This is a genomic window from Gilliamella sp. CG16 (assembly GCF_046635785.1).
In the GTDB taxonomy this organism is placed as follows: domain Bacteria; phylum Pseudomonadota; class Gammaproteobacteria; order Enterobacterales; family Orbaceae; genus Gilliamella; species Gilliamella apicola_I.
In genome coordinates this window covers 44456-65537 of record NZ_JBIDFL010000004.1, presented here as the reverse complement: position 1 = coordinate 65537, position 21082 = coordinate 44456, and the positions used below count along the sequence as shown (strand labels likewise).

Genomic DNA, 21082 nt, shown 5'->3' with positions numbered 1-21082 from the left:
CTTTAATTTGGGCGCATTAGCGCCCTTCTCTAATAGGCTAATTTATTATAATTCTGATTTTATCAACTCAATCTGTTGTTTAATTCTTTTAGCTGATATTGGATAAGGAGTGCCCATCTGCTGTGCAAATAAGTTAACTCTTAACTCTTCTATCATCCAGCGTATTTCAAGAACACGATTATCTAATTTCTGATTTTTTGAAAGGCTACTTAAAAAGTGATGATAATAATTCTGAATTTCCTCAATAATATTCATTGATTGTCTATCTTTTGCCGTATTAAGCATTAATTTTTCAATTCGTTTTTCAATTGCGGATAAATATCGATAGATATCATTTAATCTGTGGTAACCTGATTGTGCAACAAACCCCTTATAAACTAAATGATTAAGCTGATTTTTAATATCAGATAAGGCAAAAGCTAAAGATAAATCGACACGCCCTTTCAACCTTTTATTAATATTAAAATGAAGTGTTAAGATGGCTTCTACTTGTTTGGCTATATCAACCACAACTTGGTTAATATTCGCTTTTGTATATTCAAGTAATTGTTGATACTGCTCAGCAGTTTGAATAAGTTTATTATTCTTTCCAATCAAATAGTCAATGCCACAGGCTATACAATCATCAATAAGATCGAGTACAGTACCAAATGAGTTAAAATAGAGACCTAATTTAGATTTATTCGGTAACTTTTCATGTAAATATTTGATTGGTGAAGGAATATTTATCATGAGAAGACGTCTTAAACCAAGTTTAGTTAATCGCTGTTGCTCGATTTGATTATCGACTAACTTAATACTGACTGATTTATGATCATCTACAATGGCTGGATATGCTTTGACTGTGTAATTTTTTTGTTTTTCTTCATAAATAGCCGGTAGGGTACCAAATGTCCAATCGGTTAGGTTATTTAACTCAATTGGATTTGCTGATTTTTTAGTAGTCAATGAGGATAATGCTGATTGTATTTTAGCTTTTAATTGCTCTTTTAAAAGATTAAGATCTTTGCCATGAGCAATTTCATTACCTTGATTATCTATAATGCTAAAGGTAATTCTTAAATAATTTGGAACTTGATCCCACTGCCAATCCTCATGAGTAATTTGAACCCCCGTCATTTTTCGAAATTCATGCTCTAATGTTTCAAGTAACGGATGTTTGATCGATGTTACTCTACTTAAGAATGCTTCAGCATAATTAGGTGCAGGAACCAAACTGCGCCGTAAAGACTTAGGTAATGATTTAATAAGGGATACTATCAATTCTTTTCTAAAACCAGGTACTTGCCAGTCAAATCCATCATTTTTGATTTGATTCAATATATCAATAGGAATTCTAACAGTGACACCGTCACGGTTATTACCTAAATCAAACTCATAATTAAGAGGCAGTTTGAATTGTTCTTGATACCAATAATCAGGGAACTGAGTTAAATCAATCAATTGTGCTGATTGGTTAATTAACATCTGTTTTTCAAAATTGAGAAAATCAGGTGAAGTTTTTTGCTTTTGCTTCCACCAATTGTCAAAATGTTTAGCTGAAACAATTGATTTATCAATACGCTGATCATAGAAATCAAATAACTGATCATCATCGATTAAAATGTCTTGACGACGGGATTTGTGTTCAAGATCTTCGACTTCATTAATCAACTTTTGGTTTAGTTTATAAAATTTATGATTAGTAATCCAATCCCCTTCTACCAAAGCATGTCTTATAAAAAAGTGACGGGATAACACAGGATCTATCTGGCTGTAATTTACAATTCGATTTTGGACTATAGGCAATCCAAATAATGTCACTTTTTCATTTGCAATTGTAGTACCCTGTTTTTTTGACCACCTAGGTTCACTGTAGCTGTATTTCACTAAATGTTTAGCTATGGGTTCAATCCATTCTGCATCAATTTTAGCTACTGTTCTCCCCCATAGTCGGCTGGTTTCAACAAGCTCACTGGCAACGCACCATTTAGGTTGAGTTTTAAATAACACTGAATTTGGAAAAATGGCAAACTTGATATTTCGAGCACCAAGGTATTCGTTTCTTTCTATCTCTTTTAAACCAATATGTGAAAGTAGACCACTTAATAAAGCCATATGTAATGATCGATAATCTGCGGGTTGACTATTGATTGGAAAAGATAATTGTTTAATGGTCTGACGAATTTGAGTATAGACGTCTTGCCATTCACGAATGCGGAGATAATTCAAATACTCTTTCGGGCATAACTTTCTAAACTGATTACCCGATAACAGGGTTTGTTGCTCTTGAATATAATTCCATAAATTAATAAGAGAAATAAAATCTGAATCTTTATCTGCAAAACGCTTGTGCTTCTCATCTGAAGCCTGTTGTTTATCAAAAGGGCGTTCTCTTGGGTCTTGAATTGACAACGCTGCGGTTACTATCATAACTTCTTTGGTGCAACCTAATCGTCTTGCTTCAACTAACATTCTGGCTAATCTAGGATCAATCGGTAATTGTGCCAAAATTTTGCCTATTTGAGTTAAATGATATTGATGATGCTTAGTGAATATGGCACCAAGTTCTTCTAATAAACGAATTCCATCACGAATATATTTTGAATCGGGAGCCTCGACAAAAGGAAAAGCAGCTATATCACCCAAACCTAACGATGTCATTTGTAATATGACAGAAGCAAGATTTGTACGTAAGATTTCAGGGTCGGTAAATTTAGGGCGAGATAAAAAATCTTGTTCATCATAAAGACGAATACAAATACCATCTGAAGTACGTCCACATCGACCTTTTCGTTGATTAGCTGAAGCCTGCGATATGGGTTCAATCGGTAAACGTTGAACTTTAGTTCGATAACTGTAGCGACTTATTCTTGCCAGTCCAGGATCGATGACATATTTAATTCCGGGTACGGTTAATGAAGTTTCCGCTACATTGGTAGCAAGCACAATGCGTCGTTTAGAATGTGGTTGAAAAATACGGTTTTGCTCGGAAGCAGATAACCTAGCGTATAACGGTAATATATCGGTATGACGTAATTCAAGCTTGTTTAGTGTATCGGCTAAATCACGTATTTCTCGCTCACCAGTTAAAAATATTAAAATATCATCTGAACTCTCTTTTGATAACTCATCAATTGCATCAATGATAGGTTGAAAATCACTATTTTTGTTAATCTCTTTATCATCTTCGTTATCATATATTGGCGGACGATATCGTACCTCGACAGGATAGGTTCTTCCAGATACTTCTATAATAGGCGCATGATTAAAATGGTTAGAAAATCGCTCAACATCAATGGTTGCAGACGTTATGATTACTTTCAAATCAGGGCGTTTAGGTAACAATTGTTTCAGATATCCCAAAATAAAATCAATATTAAGACTACGTTCATGAGCTTCATCGATAATGATAGTATCGTATTGCAATAAAAGTTTATCTTTTTGAATTTCAGCCAGCAAAATGCCATCAGTCATTAATTTTATCAATGTGGTATCACTAACCTGATCAGAAAATCTGACTTTATAACCGACTAACTGCCCTATTTCGGTATTTAACTCTTCCGCTATGCGATTAGCGACAGAACGGGCTGCAAGCCGCCTTGGTTGGGTATGTCCAATATATCCTTTTACACCTAAACCTAATTCTAAACAGATTTTAGGAATTTGTGTTGTTTTACCGGAACCAGTTTCACCTGCAATAATTACCACTTGGTGCTGCTGAATCGCATGGTAAATTTCTGATTTTTTTTCAGCCACAGGTAAATTAGACGGATATTCAATCTGTGCAGGTAAAGACGTCAATCTTGCTTGATAATGTGAAACAGCTTGAGTTACCGCTAAATTGATTTTTGCTAGATCTTGATTATTCTTAGCAAGCTTCAATATTTTATGCTTGTCTAAGAAAGTCATTGATTCTAGAAATTTAATTTGCTGTTGAGATAACATAAAGAGTAAAATATTTGTAAGTAATTTTAATTAAATCTATTATAACAAATTTAAACTATCATTAGGAGTTAAGATGAAAAAGACATTACTATTAACATCATTATTTGTAGGAGCTTTAGTAGTAACTGGATGTGGAGAATCAAATAAAATTAAAGCTGAAGATTTGTTACATCACCATTTTGTATTGGTAAAAGCGAATGGACAAGATGTTTCTTCAGATAAAGCTGCAGAACTTGAGTTTGGCGAAAATATGAATATTACTGGAAAAATGTGTAACCGATTTGTCGCAAAAGTCACCTTAGAAAATGAAACAATCAAAGGTGCAGGCGTTGGTATGACAAAGATGCTTTGTAATGATGAACAATTAGATAAGTTAGATGGCATTATTACCCAAATGATTACAGAAGGTGCAAAAGTCAGCTTGAACAAAGATCAATTGACATTGAAAAATGAAAGTAATGAACTCATTTATCAACTTAAAGATCTGATGTAATAGCAATGAATGTCGTTAAGAACATCTTGCCATTTGTATTCGTTAATTAGGATGATTCTTCTTTTGTTTTCGTCAAATATAATCTAGTTTTTTTGATAAAAAACTTTATTTAAAGTGTGGTTAAGACTATAATAAACACAGATTTTTAAGGATATATATTTTTTGATGAAAATATTTAATTTTTCAAAGATTGCAGTTAATACAAGTAACTTTTTGGGTTACTGCTAACTTATTACATACCAATGCATGGGCATTGGTTTTTTTTTGCGTGAACATAATTAAAAACAGTTTATTTAAAATTAAACTTCAACCTTAACAACTAGTAGATAATATTATGAAAAAGACAAAAATCGTTTGTACTATTGGACCAAAATCAGAATCAAAAGAAATGCTAGCTAAGTTATTAAATGCAGGCATGAACGTAATGCGTTTGAACTTTTCCCATGGTGATTATGAAGAACATGGAAATCGTATCAAAAACCTACGTGAAGTCATGCAAGAAACAGGTTTAAAAGCAGCAATTATGCTTGATACTAAAGGTCCTGAAATTCGTACAATTAAATTGGAAGGTGGGAATGACGTTTCACTAGTTGCAGGTCAAACATTCACATTCACAACTGACGAAACAGTCATTGGGAACGCTGAGCGCGTAGCTGTAACATATAAAGGTTTTGCTCAAGATCTCAAAGTGGGTAATCGCGTTCTTGTTGATGATGGCTTAATTGCGATGGAAGTCAAAGAAATAAAAGGCAACGAAGTCATCTGTACTGTATTGAATAATGGTGATTTAGGTGAAAACAAAGGTATTAATTTACCTGGTGTTTCAATAAAATTACCGGCACTTGCAGAAAAAGATAAAAATGACCTTATTTTTGGTTGTGAACAAGGTGTTGATTTTATCGCTGCGTCATTTATTCGTAAACGCTCAGATGTTGAAGATATTCGCGCACATTTGAAATCTCATGGCGGTGAAGAGATTAAAATTATCTCTAAAATTGAAAACCAAGAAGGATTAGATAATTTTGATGAAATTTTGGAAGCGTCTGACGGTATCATGGTTGCTCGTGGTGATTTAGGTGTGGAAATTGCGGTTGAAGAAGTTATTTTTGCTCAAAAAATGATGATTCAAAAATGTAATAAAGCTTCTAAACCTGTTATTACTGCAACTCAAATGCTTGACTCTATGATTAAAAACCCACGCCCTACTCGTGCTGAAGCGGGTGACGTGGCAAATGCCATTATTGACGGAACTGATGCAGTCATGCTTTCAGGCGAAAGTGCTAAAGGTAAATACCCATTAGAAACCGTTAATGTTATGGCGACTATCTGTAAACGTACAGACATTACCATTCCTGCTTCTTTAGAGCTTACTGCCAAAGAAGAAAAATTACGTATTACTGCGGCTGTTTGTTGTGGTGCGGTAGAAATAGCTGAACGTCTAAGTGCGCCTTTAATTGTTGTTGCAACTCGTAGTGGTAAATCTGCTCGTGAAGTCCGTCATTATTTCCCTAGAGCGCGTATTTTAGCATTATCATCAAGTCAAAAAACGGTTAATCAATTAGCCCTAACAAAAGGTGTTGAGCCAATTTTAATTGATGCTATTAATTCAACAGATGATTTTTACCGTTTAGGTAAAGAGTTAGCTGTAAAAATTTGTGGTTTACAACAAGGTGATACTATTGTCATGGTATCTGGTGCTTTAGTACCAAGTGGCACAACGAATACCACTTCAGTTCACCGTATTTAGGTAAAGTTGCTTTAAAGCAAAAATTGTTTAATATATTTAAATTAAAAGCTAGCGATATGCTAGCTTTTTTTTTAAGTTAAGTTATCCTGTATTAAATTTCATTATTGTATTTTAAGAGATAAAGAATGCTACAAGAAAAAGTGTATTTTCCCAAAGAACTTAGTTGGCTTGCTTTTAATCAACGTGTTTTACAAGAAGCAGCAGACAAAAGTAATCCACTTATTGAGCGTGTTCGATTTTTAGGCATTTATTCCAGCAATCTCGATGAATTTTATAAAGTACAATACGCCAATTTGAAAAAATATGTATTAATTGAACAGGAACAAGGACAGTCCGCTACTTCTAACGCAAAGTTATTATTAAGGCAAGTTAATCAGAAAGTCATACAACTTGAACTCCAGTTTGATCAACTGTATAACGAATTATTACTTGAAATGGCAAGAAATCAAATTTTCTTAATTAATGAGAGACAACTTTCATCTTATCAGGAAGATTGGATAAAAAACTATTATAAACAGAATTTAAGACAATACATTACCCCAATATTACTGGATAGTCACACAGAACTGATCCAATTTTTAAAAGATGATCATGCTTATTTGGCCGTTGAAATTATCTGTGATGAAAAGATAAGTTATGCCCTGCTTGAGTTACCAACCGACAACGCACCTCGATTTGTACTTTTGCCGTCAGAAGTATCAACCAAAAATAAATCAATTATCTTTTTGGATAACATCCTTCGTTATTGTTTATCTGATATCTTCAAAGTCTTTTTTGATGCCACAGAACTGAATGCATATTCAATCAATATCAATCGAGATGCAGAATATGAATTAAATACAGAATTAGACAGTTTGTTAGAATTAATGTCTCAAGGATTGAAGCAGCGATTGACGGCACAACCTGTTCGTTTTACTTATCAAAAAGATATGCCTAAAGCATTATTTGAATTATTAATCAGCAAATTAAGATTAACTGAACAAGATGCCATGCCAGGTGGACGTTACCCTAATTTTAAAGATCTGGCTAACTTTCCTGATCTTGGTGGAAAAAACCTTTTAAATAAACGATTACCGAGTTTGGCTTATAATCGCTTTAAAAAGTTTAGAAATGCGTTTGCGACGATTAAAGATCGTGATGTACTTCTTTATTACCCTTACTATTCATTTGGGCATGTATTAGAAATTATGCGACAAGCTTCATTTGATCCGGCTGTAACCCATATCCGTATGAATATCTATCGGGTAGCAAAAGACTCCCGATTTATCCATGCAGCAATTAATGCTGCTAATAACGGTAAAAAAGTCACCGTAGTGGTTGAACTTCAGGCTCGATTTGATGAGGAAGCAAATATTAAATGGGCAAAAAGACTACTTAGTAGTGGAATCAAAGTTATCTATTCACAACCCAAACTCAAAATTCATGCCAAACTATTTTTAATTGATCGTCGTGAAGAAAACAAGATTGTTCGATATGCACATATTGGATCGGGGAATTTCAACGAAAAAACTGCTCGTGTGTATACAGATTTTTCATTATTAACCGCCGATCCAGCCATTACAGACGAAGTAATAAAAGTGTTTAATTTTATTGAAAATCCATTCAAGCCAGTTTCGTTCAATCATTTGCTTGTTTCCCCTCAAAATACGCGTTTGCGTTTTCATGAATTTATTGAAAGAGAAATTCAAAATGCCAAAGCAGGAAAACCTTCAGGCATCTATTTAAAGCTTAATGCGATCACTGATAAAGAGATGATAGACCAGTTATACCGTGCATCATGCGAAGGTGTAAAAATTAGAATGATTGTTCGAGGAACCTGTGTTTTAGAACCTCAAATTCCCAATCTGAGTGAAAATATATATGTAACTAGTATCGTCGATCAATATTTAGAGCACGCACGGGTATATATATTTGAAAATGATGGTAAAAAAGATACTTTCATCTCCTCTGCTGACTGGATGCCACGTAATTTGGATAACCGCATAGAAGTAGGTGTGAAGATATTTGATCCTATCTTAAAATCAACTATTCATGATATTTTTAATATCCAATGTAATGATAATGTCAAAGCACGAATTATTGATAAAGAAAACATGAATAATTATGTTCAACGCGGTAATAAGAAAAAAATTCGAGCACAGCACGCTATTTATGATTATTTAAAACAATTAGAAGCCAAACAATAAGGATATCTAAACGTGAAGAAATCTAATGAATATGCGGTTATTGATCTCGGTTCTAACAGTTTTCATATGATTATTGCACGAATCATTAATGGTGCAACACAGATAATTTATAAAAATAAAAAGAATATACATTTGGCGACTGGATTAGATGAAAATAATCAATTAAGTGACTCGAGTATTAAACGGGGAATAGAGTGTCTTGAACTGTTTGCTGAACGTTTAAATGGATTTCCCCCGGAAAATGTGAGAATTGTTGCAACTTACACACTTCGTGTTGCATCAAACAGGCATAAGTTTTTGAAGGCTGCAGCTAAAATATTACCTTACCCTATAGAAATTATTTCAGGTCAAGAAGAAGCCCGTTTAGTCTATTTAGGTACTATGACCGCTGAACCCACTTCATCAATTGATACTAAATTTGTTATTGATATTGGCGGAGGATCAACTGAAATTGCGATTGGCAAAGGCAATGACCTTAAACCTATCATTGTCGCTAGTCGTCCAATGGGCTGCGTAACCTTTAATAAACGTTTTTTTCCACAACAAAAGATTGATGAAGAGTCATTTCAACGAGCAAAACTTGCAGCCGAGCAACAAATTGAAACCATGATTAGTACTATCAAAAAACAGAATATTACGGTTGCTTTTGGTACATCAGGAACCATTAAATCTATTCATCATATTCTATTAGATCTTGGTGTGAGTGACGGTATTATTACCCCGAAGAGATTAGATGATTTAGTTAGTTATGTATTGGACTTTGAAACATTTGATGATATTACCTACCCTTCACTATCCGATGAACGTAAACAGGTTTTTGTGAGTGGACTGGCAATATTTTGTGGTGTATTTAATGCATTGGGATTAAATTCGTTGCAGTATAGTTCTAATGCTTTACGTGAAGGGGTTTTATATGAATTAATCGGTGGCCCTAATTATCGAGACATACGTCAAACCACCGCCGAATCTTTATCTAAACACTACAATATCGATCAGCGTCATGCTATGCAAGTTGTCAAAACAGCAAAATACTTTTTTTTACAATGGAAAGAGCAAGCACAAATCGATATTCCAATTTGTGTCGAATCCATTTTATATTGGGCGGCTCTTTTACATGAAGTAGGATTAAAAATTAACTTTTCGTCTGTGCATAAACATTCAAGTTACATTCTGCAAAACAGTAATTTGCCGGGATTTAACGAAGAACAACAACTGTTATTATCGACACTCGTTCGTTATCATCGAAAATCAATTAATATTGAAGCATTTCCTTATTTTAGCCTTTTTGAATTTAAACATATTATTTCATTATTACAAATACTCAGACTCTCCATTCTGATCAATAATCAACGTTCTACAGAGATTAATTTGAATGCATTTCGATTAAAATTAGTTAAAGACAAATTGACCAAAATGACATTCGAAATTGACACTAATTTTGTGGAAAGTAATAAATTGATTTTATTAGATTTAGAGCAGGAACAAAAATATTGGCAGACCATTAATGATTGGAGTTTATCGATTATGTTGTTATGAGATTTTCATATTTAGAGAATAAAAAACCGCCAATTTCTGACGGTTTTTTTGTTGAATAGTGTCTAAGATACGTTATTTCTTAACCTAATTCCAACATTTTCCACCACAAAAGACCAACGGTAAATACAATGGTTAAGTTAACAACGCTACAGATAAACCCTACTTTCCACCATGTTTTGACCGGAACAAAACCTTCAGCAAATAACAATGGATTTCGAGCATTAGCAAATTGGGTAATTGAACCAAAAAAGTTGGTACAAATAACTAATGCAAATATCGCAATCATTGGTGGAACATGAAGTGCCACGGCTACAGATAAGAATACTGGAAATAGCGCCGCAATATGCGCATTGCCACTAGCAAAGAAATAGTGTAAATAAACATAGGCAATAGACAAAATAATAATAACTTGTACCCAGCTATTATCAATAAATTGGTTTTCTACTGCACGACCGATAGTATCGCCTAACCATTTTGTAACACCTAGCTTATTGACTTGTCCTGCTATCATTAATAAAGCCGCAAACCAAATTAAGGTATCCCATGCCGCTTTTTCACCTTTCACATCATCCCAGCTTAGTACACCAGTTAAGATTAAAATTGTTAAACCAATAAAAGCAGTCGTTGTTGCATCAACACCTAAATAGTCTTTACCGAAAATCCAAAGACCTAACAATAAAATTACCGTACCACCCATGATAATTTCTTTAGCGGTGATTGGTCCCATTTTCTTCAACTCTTCAACAGCTAATCTTGGTGCATCAGGTGTTTTTTTAAGTTCTGGATTGGTTAAAAAATAAATAACTAATGGAATCACAATAAAAGAAACCAAACAAGGTACGATAGCGGCAACAAACCACTGTCCCCATCCCAATGTCACGCCTAATGTTTCTGTGACTAATTTAGCGGCTAATAAATTACCGGTAAATGCAGTCAAAAACATTGCTGAGGTAATATCATTGATATGACTTATGGTTAACATTAAAAAAGTGCCAATTCGATTTCTTGATTCATCCTTCGGATTAGAATTAAAGTTAATCGATAACGCTTCAGCGATTGGATAAATTACACCACCAGCACGAGCTGTCGTACTTGGAATGGCAGGCGCCAATGCCACATCTGTTACAGCTAAACCATAAGCTAAGCCTAAAGTGTTTTTACCTAAAATTTTTACTAAATAATAAGCAATACGTTTGCTTAAACCAGTTTTAATAAATCCTCGCGCAATCATAAAAGCAACAACGATCAACCAAATTAAGCTACTATTTAATTCACTTAATGATATCTTGATAGACTCAGTTGCATTAGCTGCACCAGATGGTCTTAAAATAGCAAAAACCGTAATGGCTAATAAGCCAATTGCGCCAATTGGCATAATTTCTGCAACAATACAGGCAATCGTTGCCACAAAAATAATGCTTGTTCGCCAACCTTCTGTACTTATTCCTTGTGGAGGCGAAACAAATAGCCATAATATTGCTGAAATAGCAGCAATAATTATGAGCGGTAACCATTTTACTGGTGGTTTTTTCACTGCGTTCATAATAATTTCCTTCTTTAATGTAAAAACGTAATTAATTCATTTAAAACAATAAAAGTTTAGCAATTTCATTGTCATTGGTTCTTAATGCAGATTTATTTCATAGTGTTTATCAATTAGATCAAAATTAAAATTTTTCGGATTGATCAGTGTCATCGTTTTATTTTTTAGTAAAAAAATGGCTGAAATTTCTGGATGTTTTTTTAAATATTCACCACTGGCATTTACGCCTAATCCATAAAAAATCGTTGAATAAATATCGCCTTCAAGAGAAGTATTTGAAATAACGGTAACGCTTTCAATTTCATTATCAAGAGGATAGCCAGTTAAAGGATTGAAAATATGATGATAAAGCCGATTATTTTGCACAAAATAACGTTCATAAATGCCCGAAGTAACGACTGATTTATTTTTAACTTTTATTATACCTGCTAACTCATCAGATAAAGAAAAGGGTTTTCTTAACCCTATACACCAACAACCTGACTTTTCTATTGGGGAGGCTCCTAACGTTAGTATATTTCCACCTAAATTTATGATGCCATGGTGAATATGATGTTCAAGTAACAGATTTTTAATGACATCGGCGATATAACCTTTTGCGATAGCACCAAGATCTATCTCCATTCCTGCTTTTTTTAAAAAAACAGAATGGGTTGTATCATTTAATTCTATATCAAATGGATCGGTTAATAATAGTTGTTGTTTGATATGATGATCGGCAGGAATACTATCTCCTTTAAACCCTATTTTCCAAAGTTTGACAACAGGGCCGATAGCCATATTAAAACAACTTGAGGGATTCACGCTCAGTTGCCAAGCCTGTTTAATAAGTGAAAATACAGGTAAGCTTACCTCAACAGGATGTTTGCCTGCTGCAAGATTGATTGACATAACCTCCGAAACTGGGCGGTTAACAGTCAATTTATCTTCAAGCAATTTAATGGTAGCAAAAGCAAGTTTTGCGACGGTTTCATTCTGCTCAAGTAGCGTCAATGTCACCGTCATCCCCATCAATGTTTGAGTATACTCGAAGGTAGTAGAACTTACCATTTTTAAGCCAATTTCAATTAACTGTTAATGTAATCTGTGGCTTTTTTACCTGCTTGTATACCAAAAATAATGATATCAGCAACAGCATTACCACCAATGCGATTTGCTCCATGCACACCACCAACAACCTCACCAGCCGCAAAAACACCTTTAATCACATGTTTATCATTATCTAATACTTGTGTTTCAGTGTTTATCGTTACACCTCCCATTGTATGGTGAACACCCGGTGCAATTTTAATTGCATAAAATGGTGCGGTGTTAATTGGATGACGCATTCCCGTCGTTCGACCAAAATCCTCATCTTGTTTGTTAATTACAAACTCATTATAACGTTCAATCGTTTTTGACAGATTATTAGCATCAATAGAAAGTTTGTTAGCTAATTCAGTAATTGAATCGGCTTGAACAACGAGATCATTAGAAACATACTCTTCAACGGCTTTGTTTTCGTCACGAACTTGTTGATCGAATAAAATATAGGAATAGTGTTCAGGTAATTTGATAATATCCGCTGAAACTTTATCTCGGGTATCTAATTCATTAACAAAACGTTTACCTTCTTGAGAAACAAGAATTGCGCCACCGCCACGTATAGATTCTGAGATCAAATATGAGGTAGTTTGTTCAACAGTTGGATGGATTTGAATTTCGCCCATATCAACAGTGCCAGCCCCAAGTTTTTCTAAGATCATGATACCAGAACCTGTAGCCCCTTTATGGTTGGTTGTCACAAAACCTTTTAAGTCAGGACGATATTTTTCAACCATTTCACGGTTAGCACTAAATCCGCCCGTTGCAATCACCACCGCTTTCGCTTTAATGATATAATTTGTGCCGTCTTCTTCAACGACTTTAACGCCAACAACTTTATGATTTTCGGTAACGATTTCAGTCACATTGGTATCTAACATGACTTCAATACCACGTTTATTAAGATTTTTTACCAATCCACTAATCAAAAATCCGCCAACAGCTGCACCACTTGCTGGTCGATGTGTACGGTCGATACTCATTCCACCTGTTGTCGTAATACCACTTAGTTCAATACCGTTTTCATCTAACCAATCAATCGCATCGGGGGCATTTTCAACAAAGTAACGAAGTAATTCCGGATTATTTTTATTTTTACCACCAGCCAAAGTTTCTTTATAGAATAGATCCTTACTGTCAACGATGCCTTTAAGTTTTTGGAATTTAGTTTCAGCTGCATTCATACCAGCAGACGCTTTATTGGTATTTCCGCCAATAACAGGCATTTTTTCAACGACAACAACGCTAGCCCCTAAATCATGAGCTCGTATTGCAGAAGCCAGCCCTGCTCCCCCGCTTCCCACAACAACAATATCGTAAGATTTATCATTTGGATCACCACCTTCAGCAATAATGGCTTCTTTATTCGATTGTGTCATGGCCTTAGTAACGGCTTTTTTGAATGCTTCACACTGTGATGTAGCCCCAGAAATTGCATCCACATGTGGACTGTTTGAATTAATAATTCGTTGTTTAATTTCTGCAAAATTATCTAAAACTTGGTTATCAAACTCATTGGCATTCACAAGTTGCATATCTTTAATGAAATCTTTGCCTAACTCGACATTAATAAGAAATTCATAAGATTCATCATTAACTTTTTCTTGATATTGACCAGGTTTGAATTTCTTATTATTTAGACTTGCATCACGAATTAATGCTTCAACTAATGAAAAACGCCATAAAGGTTCAGGGATATTCAATTCTTCACGTTTGTCACTACTGATAGTTAGCTCCAGTTGTTCACCTTTTTCAATACGGCTAATCCAGTCTGGATAAGCGATGCATGCTCGACCAACAGCGACCAAATCGTAACCATTATCAATCGCCGTTTCTACATCAATTTGATTAACCACATTACCTACACCTACTACCGGAATTTTAGCTAATGTCGCAGATCGCATTGCCACATATTTATTGATTAACGGGGTTGGATCTTGGGTATCAACAATTGAAGGTCTTAAAATCGCGCCCATTGAAAAATGAATATAATCCAGACCTTTGTCTGCTAATTTTTCAAGTAGATACATGGAGTCATCAAAACGAATACCCGGTACTTCCAGTTCTTCCGGAGAAAAACGATAACCAACAATAAATTCTGGTGTCGCAAACTGTTTAACCATTTTATGCGTGATATCTAAGATTGCTAAAGGGAATTGCAAGCGATTATCACGGCTTCCACCCCATTTATCGGTTCGTTGATTTGAATTTGGAGAATAAAATTGTTGGATTAAATAAGTGTTAGCACCGTGGATTTCAACACCATCAAAACCGGCTTCAATAGCACGACGTACCGCTTGACCAAATTTTTCGATCATGTCGTCGACTTCGTCTGCCGTTAATGCGATCGGTGTTGCAGCGCCTACTCTAGGGGCTGCGATAGCACTTGGTCCAACAGGAGATTGTCCACCAATGAGTTTTGGCTCAACCATTCGACCACCGTGATAAACTTGAATGACTGCTTTCGATCCCTTTTCTTTAATTGCTTTCGCAATTTTAGCTAATCCTTCAATTTTATCATCGTTATCTAAACCTATTGCACCAGGAAACGCTAATCCTTTATTATCGACAAACCCGCACTCAACGATGATTGTTCCAATTTCACCTGCTCGATCTCGATAATACTCGATTAAATCATGCGTGACTGAACCGTCATAAAATCCGGAACAGGTCGTCATTGGCGCCATCATTATTCTATTTTTTAATTCAACGCCATTGGGTAAAGTGAAGGGTTTAAAAATATTTTCTTTTTTCATTATTATATACCTAATTATTTTATTCAGATTTATTAACTGTTGTTAATAATAGCATTACTTATAATCATTCTCCACTTCGAAACAGACTATTAATGTACTGATGTATTATTTTTTAGACAAAAATTTTTATATATTTTTTAAAGTATTATGTGCTATTTGTTTATCTAAACAAATAACATTGTAGCTTAAGTAAGCAAAACAGTTTTCAAGATAGTCATATTGCAACGATAAATCTAAAAAAAAACACTACAACTATTTCATTTAGTTACATATTTATCATTATAATTGGCTTGAAGTTTGAATAGATTAAGCTAGAATGCATGCAAGTTTGTACAAGAGAACCTAAGAATGATTAGAGTGAAAAAAGAAAAATTATTATCCAAAATTAAGTATCACTCTTTTTTAATTCAATTTATTGATCCTCCTTTATGGAGGATTTTTTTTATCAAAAATATACCCCTCTTTCATCAGAATTTTTTTAAGTGCTCATCACAGGAGATATTATGAAATCTTTAACGCCGTTTTACGATCCCACTATCAGTTACGAAGATAATTATGCAAACGGTCCTTTTGGGCTTTTTACACAATTAAGTCACGTTGAACATGTCGCAACCCAAACCAGTCAATTTCTCAATCTTAATGTTAATTTACCATTTGGAATGCCTGCCGGTCCCCTTCTAAATGCCAATTATATTAAAGCTGCATTTGCGTATGGATTTGACTTATGCGTCTATAAAACTGTAAGAACAAGATTTCACAAATGTCATCCATTGCCGAATGTGCTATCTGTTCATCCTAACGGTAAATTATCCAGTAATCTTGATACTGTCTTAGCAGATACAAATTATACTCAACCGCTATCAATTACCAATTCGTTTGGTGTTCCTTCTCTTGCTCCCGATGTTTGGCAACCTGATATGGCTGATGCGGTAAAAGCCGCTGGTCAAGGTCAATATGTTATTGGTAGCTTTCAAGGAACACAAGGACATGGCGAAATTGAAAAAGATTATGCGTTAGCCGCTAAATTAGTAAGAGAAACTAATGCCCCAATTCTTGAAGCAAACTTGAGTTGCCCAAATGAAGGAGCGAGTAAATTACTCTGTTTTGATGTTGATAAAGTAGAACGCATTGTAAATGAAATTAAAAATGCAGTTCCCGATCGTCCACTTATATTGAAACTAGCCTATTTTCCGGATGATGAAAAAATTATTTCATTACTTACTAAAGTCGGATCGATAATTGATGGATTAAGTGCTATTAATACCTTATCAGCTAAACCTGTTAACGCAAATGGTCAGCCAGCTTTAGGAGAAAATAGAAAGGAAGGTGGAATTTGTGGCGATGCCATACGTTGGGCTGGATTAGATATGGTGAGTCGCCTTGATAAATATCGTCAACAAATGGATTTAAAATTCACCATTATAGGTGTTGGTGGAGTTAGCAACAGTGAACATTATCATCAATTCATTAAAAACGGTGCTGATGCTGTGATGAGTGCGACAGGAGCCATGTGGAATCCGTTACTTGCTATAGAGATTAAGAAAAGTCTGAACTAGATTATTAGCAATATTTATAATTGTTACAGGGTAACTTACCCTGTAATTACGTTTCTTTTCTCTTTAAATTTTCTTTTTTCTAAAATAATAAAAGCCAATAACAATATGCGCTAAAAAAACGATTACTAAAATAATGCGCACATGCAAGGAATGAATAAAAATAAATGGGATTAACAATGCGATAAAAACCATAGCTAGCATTTTAAACAAACTTTTTTTAGATGCTTTTTTATCAATAAGCATCTTTTGTATATAAGTTTGATAATAATGACTTTGAGTAAAACAGCGATAAAGACGATCTGAACTATTAAGCCACAAATATGCGGTTAACAAATAGAAAGGTACTGTCGGCAAAAGTGGCACGAAAATGCCTACCGTTCCCAGCAAAAATGAAACACTACCTATAATAATAAATAACCATTTTTTTAACATAACTAAGTATACTTATAGATAATTATTAAAATTTTGATTGCGAATAACAAAGCATGAATTCAATATTCCAAAAAACTTAATCATTACGCCTAAAGTTAGGGTAAATTATTCATTGTGTGACAACTTAAGTATATAACAGAGTTTTAAAAGAAAAAAATGTTATGAAACACGATTTTTTCATATTGATTAAATTACATTTTTCTTTGCATTTATGTTAAATGTGTTATATAAAAACAATTACATATTTAGGTAATTTTAGTTTTGGATCAGTTTTAATATGGAAAAAAAGGAAAAGTTAACTATACTTCTTTGTTCTCCTGATTGTTCGACAAAATTTTTAACAGAAGGATCGGTTTTTATAAAACCAATAGATAGTTATTGGAATGATTTTGGATACCAATTAGCGACAGAAATAGGTATTCGATTAAATGATAATTCAATTGAATGGTTTGATTCAAAATTTGCTTTCAAAGATCAAGATAATACTTATAAGTATGTTTCTACAATTCTAAAAAAAGAGAAATTTGTAAATCTTTTTTCGATAGATTTAGCTTTTGCTCATTTATTCACAAATCAAAAATCTTATAGCGCCATCAGCCGATTAATTGGTTTTGAAAGAGCAATAAACATTCTGGAAGAAATAAATGATATTTGTTTATATGTGGATAAACCTTCAAGAATACCAAAGTGGGATGATTTTTATAAAACCGATGTGTATAGTAGAGCTATGCTTAGAACGAGTGAGGCGTATTTTGCTTATCGGCATGGATATTCTATTATACAAGGTAAAGTCATTGAAAATGCGGACTCTAAACAAACCTTCAACATTACGTTTAAAAATTTAGATTCTCTTCAACTCGAATTTAAATTTACCAATCAGAATAAATTACGGGGTCGCATTGCGACCATAATAGGGCAAAATGGATGTGGAAAAACAACGATACTGACAGAACTCGTTAAAGCGCTTGCTGATAGGCAATCAAAACATATCTCAATTGTTCCACAACTTGACTTTAACCAAGTTATTTTGTTTGCTCATCATGCAACACTTAATTCAATTGACAAAGAACTTATCAATAACCCTAGTGTTTCTATTTCACAGCTAGATCCTAATATTCAGAACGACAGGGTTTTTAATGAAAAAACAGACAATCATTTATTGGTAGATGTGTTAAGAAACAATAGAATATCCGAATTATGTAATATCATTTCCCAAGAATTTTATGATTTAACAATAAAAGTTCCGCTTTTAGTGGATCATTCGGCTAACCTAGATCAACACCACGAAATCGCAATAAAAAACTTTGCCCGATACAATGGTGAGCAACGTTGGCTTGATAGGATAGCGACGATTGACCGAGAAAAAAATCTCGTTATATATAAAAATGACGAAAAATATCATCCAAGTTTAGGACAATCAACATTTATCCGTTTCATTTTAAACGTTTTTGCCAATGTCGGACCGGCATCAGTACTGCTTATTGATGAACCAGAAACTTTTTTACATCCTAACCTTATTTCTCAATTTATGAGAATTCTTAATAATGTATTAGAGACCACAAAATCCATCGCTATAATCGCTACTCATTCTCCTTACATTGTCAGAGAAGTACAAAGTGCACAAGTTCATATTATTGAAAAGGACGAAGTAGATTTCAAAATTAAGCAGCCGCGAATGCAAACATTAGGCGCTAATGTGACCAGCATCTCAAATGAAATCTTTGGCGATGATCTGTTAATCCATCTATACAATGAATTAGTTGATAACATTAAAGATGATTTAACCTTCGATGAAATTCTCGATAAGTATATTGGTGAAATCAGTCCAGATGCCCTCTTACAGCTAAGGAATAATATGGAATATTAATATGAGAAAATTAAATTTTCCACAATATAATAGCGCAGAAATTATTGATAGCAGTCAATTAGATGAACTTTGTCAAAAAAATCGAAAAGGAAAACATATTCGGTTTATTTCATCTTATATCGATATTATTAAAAAATCTTACGAACATTATGATAAGCATAATGGTAACCCTTGGTTTATTAATTCATTGTCAGAAGAAACAATACCTTCATTATCGGCATTTAAACAACACATGAATCTTTTATATGATAACCCGCCACAAGCACTTAAATTCATTAAATCGCTGAGAGAAAGTATTCAAGGTGCATGCCCAATGTGTGGGAGACATGGCAATGGAACAATCGATCATTATTTACCTAAATCAATCTTTCCAGAATACTCTTTCTTTTCCAAGAACCTGATACCTGCTTGTGATAGATGCAATAAGGAACGATCATTAAAAATAAAAGGAGATATATTACATGAAAGGCCTATTCACCCTTATTTTGATAAATTTATTGAAAAAAGAATCATGTCATCTCACTTTAAACCAGACTGGCGAGCACCGTTAATTACTCCTATAGCCATAGATGTAAAAGATGAAGAAAAAATTATAGTTGAATGGCACATCAAGAATATTGTCATCCCTTCAGGAATCAAGAATCATTTCTCTTATTTATGGACAAAATTATGTGAATCACCAAAGATATATATAAAAAACGCAATTAATTTAGAAGACATCATAAAAAAATTATATGAAATCCAATTAATTTACGAGAATAATGGCGGAACACCCAATAATTGGGATGCCTGTTTTTATCATGGATTACAAAATAGCGAAGAAGCACTCAATTATTTGATTAAAATTCAAAAAGGCGAATTATAAATAAACAACTATTGATTTTATATAGAGGATTGGAACAAAAACATTATGGAAAAACTGATGAAATTGGCGGAACGGACGGGGCTCGAACCCGCGACCCCCTGCGTGACAGGCAGGTATTCTAACCAACTGAACTACCGCTCCGCTTTTTAGACTACTTCAAGGCATCACTGCTGAAGTAGGCGTGATATTAAAGATTATTTTCGATGACGTCAATAGATATTTTAAAATATGCAACCAATTGAATAGAAAACAATCATTTACTGGCACGCCATAATGCTCCGCCACTTTTTTTATCAATTTTTGATAAAACAGTTTCATGTTCTGAAAGTTCATATTCTGAGGCTTTTATGACTTTTAAAGGGGTCGATCCTCGCTCTATTCTTTGAAGAGTATTGCTGTTTTCACCATTAGCTAGACTATGTTCATCCATATTAAAGGATAATGTCGTTTGTCCCCCCGTCATAGCTAAATATACTTCAGCTAAAATCTCAGCATCCAGTAAAGCGCCATGAAGTGTACGATGAGAATTATCAATTTGGTAGCGTTCACAAAGCACATCTAAATTATTACGTTTGCCAGGGAAGAGGCGTCTTGCCATTGCTAAAGTATCGGTAACAATACAGTGATCAGCAGTTTTATAATCTAAACCACAAAGACGAAACTCATAATCCATAAACCCAACATCAAACGATGCATTATGGATAATTAATTCAGCACCATCAATAAACTTAATAAAATCATGGGCAATATTTTTGAATATGGGTTTATCTTTAACAGCTTCATTGCTTATACCATGAACTTTAAACGCTTCTTCATCAATTAAGCGTTCTGGATTAATATAGACATGAAAATGATTGCCTGTTAAACGGCGATTGATGATTTCAACAGCACCAATTTCAATAATCTTATGTCCTTCATAATGATTATTTCCATCTTGATTCATACCTGTTGTTTCTGTATCGAGTACAATTTGGCGAGTAGAATGAGTTATCACGTTATTCTCTTTATATCAAACATTGGGAAAACTACGAATTAGTGATATAGTTTACCATTAAATACTATTAATGTTGATACCTACCCGCTATTGGAAG

Annotated in this window: 13 protein-coding genes and 1 tRNA gene; 7 read left to right on the top strand and 7 right to left on the bottom strand. The window is 34.0% G+C overall.

Annotation, left to right across the window (positions count from 1 at the left end; genetic code table 11):
• Positions 1 to 45: 45 nt before the first annotated feature.
• A complete protein-coding gene (gene hrpA / locus ACGH47_RS05800; RefSeq protein WP_411622950.1) occupies positions 46 to 3927 on the bottom strand; it encodes an ATP-dependent RNA helicase HrpA in 3882 nt (1293 codons plus the stop codon).
• Between the two features lie 73 nt (positions 3928 to 4000).
• On the opposite strand from hrpA, the gene ACGH47_RS05795 reads away from it, so the two are divergent.
• From ACGH47_RS05795 to ACGH47_RS05780, 4 genes are all read left to right on the top strand, one after another.
• Complete coding sequence (locus ACGH47_RS05795; RefSeq protein ID WP_267359761.1) at positions 4001 to 4420, top strand: META domain-containing protein; 420 nt, start codon at positions 4001 to 4003, stop codon at positions 4418 to 4420.
• A 334-nt stretch (positions 4421 to 4754) separates the two neighbouring features.
• Complete coding sequence (gene pykF, locus ACGH47_RS05790; RefSeq protein WP_267350949.1) at positions 4755 to 6167, top strand: pyruvate kinase PykF; 1413 nt, start codon at positions 4755 to 4757, stop codon at positions 6165 to 6167.
• 125 nt (positions 6168 to 6292) lie between these two features.
• The gene (gene ppk1 / locus ACGH47_RS05785; protein WP_267350947.1) at positions 6293 to 8353 is read left to right on the top strand and encodes a polyphosphate kinase 1; all 2061 of its coding nucleotides are present in this window, start codon (positions 6293 to 6295) and stop codon (positions 8351 to 8353) included.
• 12 nt (positions 8354 to 8365) lie between these two features.
• Positions 8366 to 9889, top strand: a complete 1524-nt coding sequence (locus ACGH47_RS05780; protein WP_411622949.1) for an exopolyphosphatase — start codon at positions 8366 to 8368, stop codon at positions 9887 to 9889.
• A 79-nt stretch (positions 9890 to 9968) separates the two neighbouring features.
• Here ACGH47_RS05780 and ACGH47_RS05775 read toward each other — a convergent pair whose 3' ends face one another.
• The 3 genes from ACGH47_RS05775 to ACGH47_RS05765 form a co-directional block, all read right to left on the bottom strand.
• Positions 9969 to 11432 (bottom strand): DASS family sodium-coupled anion symporter, encoded by a 1464-nt coding sequence (locus ACGH47_RS05775; protein WP_411622948.1) that lies wholly within the window; start codon positions 11430 to 11432, stop codon positions 9969 to 9971.
• Between the two features lie 81 nt (positions 11433 to 11513).
• Positions 11514 to 12482: an FAD:protein FMN transferase gene (locus ACGH47_RS05770; protein ID WP_411622947.1), complete on the bottom strand. Its 969-nt coding sequence runs from the start codon at positions 12480 to 12482 to the stop codon at positions 11514 to 11516.
• 17 nt (positions 12483 to 12499) lie between these two features.
• Complete coding sequence (locus ACGH47_RS05765; RefSeq protein WP_411622946.1) at positions 12500 to 15271, bottom strand: flavocytochrome c; 2772 nt, start codon at positions 15269 to 15271, stop codon at positions 12500 to 12502.
• A 503-nt stretch (positions 15272 to 15774) separates the two neighbouring features.
• On the opposite strand from ACGH47_RS05765, the gene ACGH47_RS05760 reads away from it, so the two are divergent.
• The gene (locus ACGH47_RS05760) at positions 15775 to 16827 is read left to right on the top strand and encodes a dihydroorotate oxidase (RefSeq protein ID WP_411596652.1); all 1053 of its coding nucleotides are present in this window, start codon (positions 15775 to 15777) and stop codon (positions 16825 to 16827) included.
• Between the two features lie 63 nt (positions 16828 to 16890).
• On the opposite strand, the gene ACGH47_RS05755 is transcribed toward ACGH47_RS05760, so the two are convergent.
• Positions 16891 to 17259 carry a YbaN family protein gene (locus tag ACGH47_RS05755; protein ID WP_411622945.1) on the bottom strand — a complete coding sequence of 123 codons (369 nt, stop codon included), beginning with the start codon at positions 17257 to 17259 and terminating at the stop codon, positions 16891 to 16893.
• 277 nt (positions 17260 to 17536) lie between these two features.
• On the opposite strand from ACGH47_RS05755, the gene ACGH47_RS05750 reads away from it, so the two are divergent.
• A complete protein-coding gene (locus ACGH47_RS05750; protein WP_267350937.1) occupies positions 17537 to 19126 on the top strand; it encodes an ATP-dependent nuclease in 1590 nt (529 codons plus the stop codon).
• 1 nt (position 19127) lies between these two features.
• On the top strand, positions 19128 to 19991 hold the full coding sequence (locus ACGH47_RS05745; RefSeq protein WP_411622944.1) for an HNH endonuclease: 864 nt from the start codon (positions 19128 to 19130) through the stop codon (positions 19989 to 19991).
• Between the two features lie 64 nt (positions 19992 to 20055).
• Here the strand turns inward: ACGH47_RS05745 and ACGH47_RS05740 are convergent.
• Both ACGH47_RS05740 and dnaQ read right to left on the bottom strand, forming a co-directional pair.
• Positions 20056 to 20132, bottom strand: a tRNA-Asp gene (locus tag ACGH47_RS05740).
• Between the two features lie 112 nt (positions 20133 to 20244).
• Complete coding sequence (dnaQ, locus tag ACGH47_RS05735; protein ID WP_267350934.1) at positions 20245 to 20985, bottom strand: DNA polymerase III subunit epsilon; 741 nt, start codon at positions 20983 to 20985, stop codon at positions 20245 to 20247.
• Positions 20986 to 21082 lie beyond the last annotated feature (97 nt).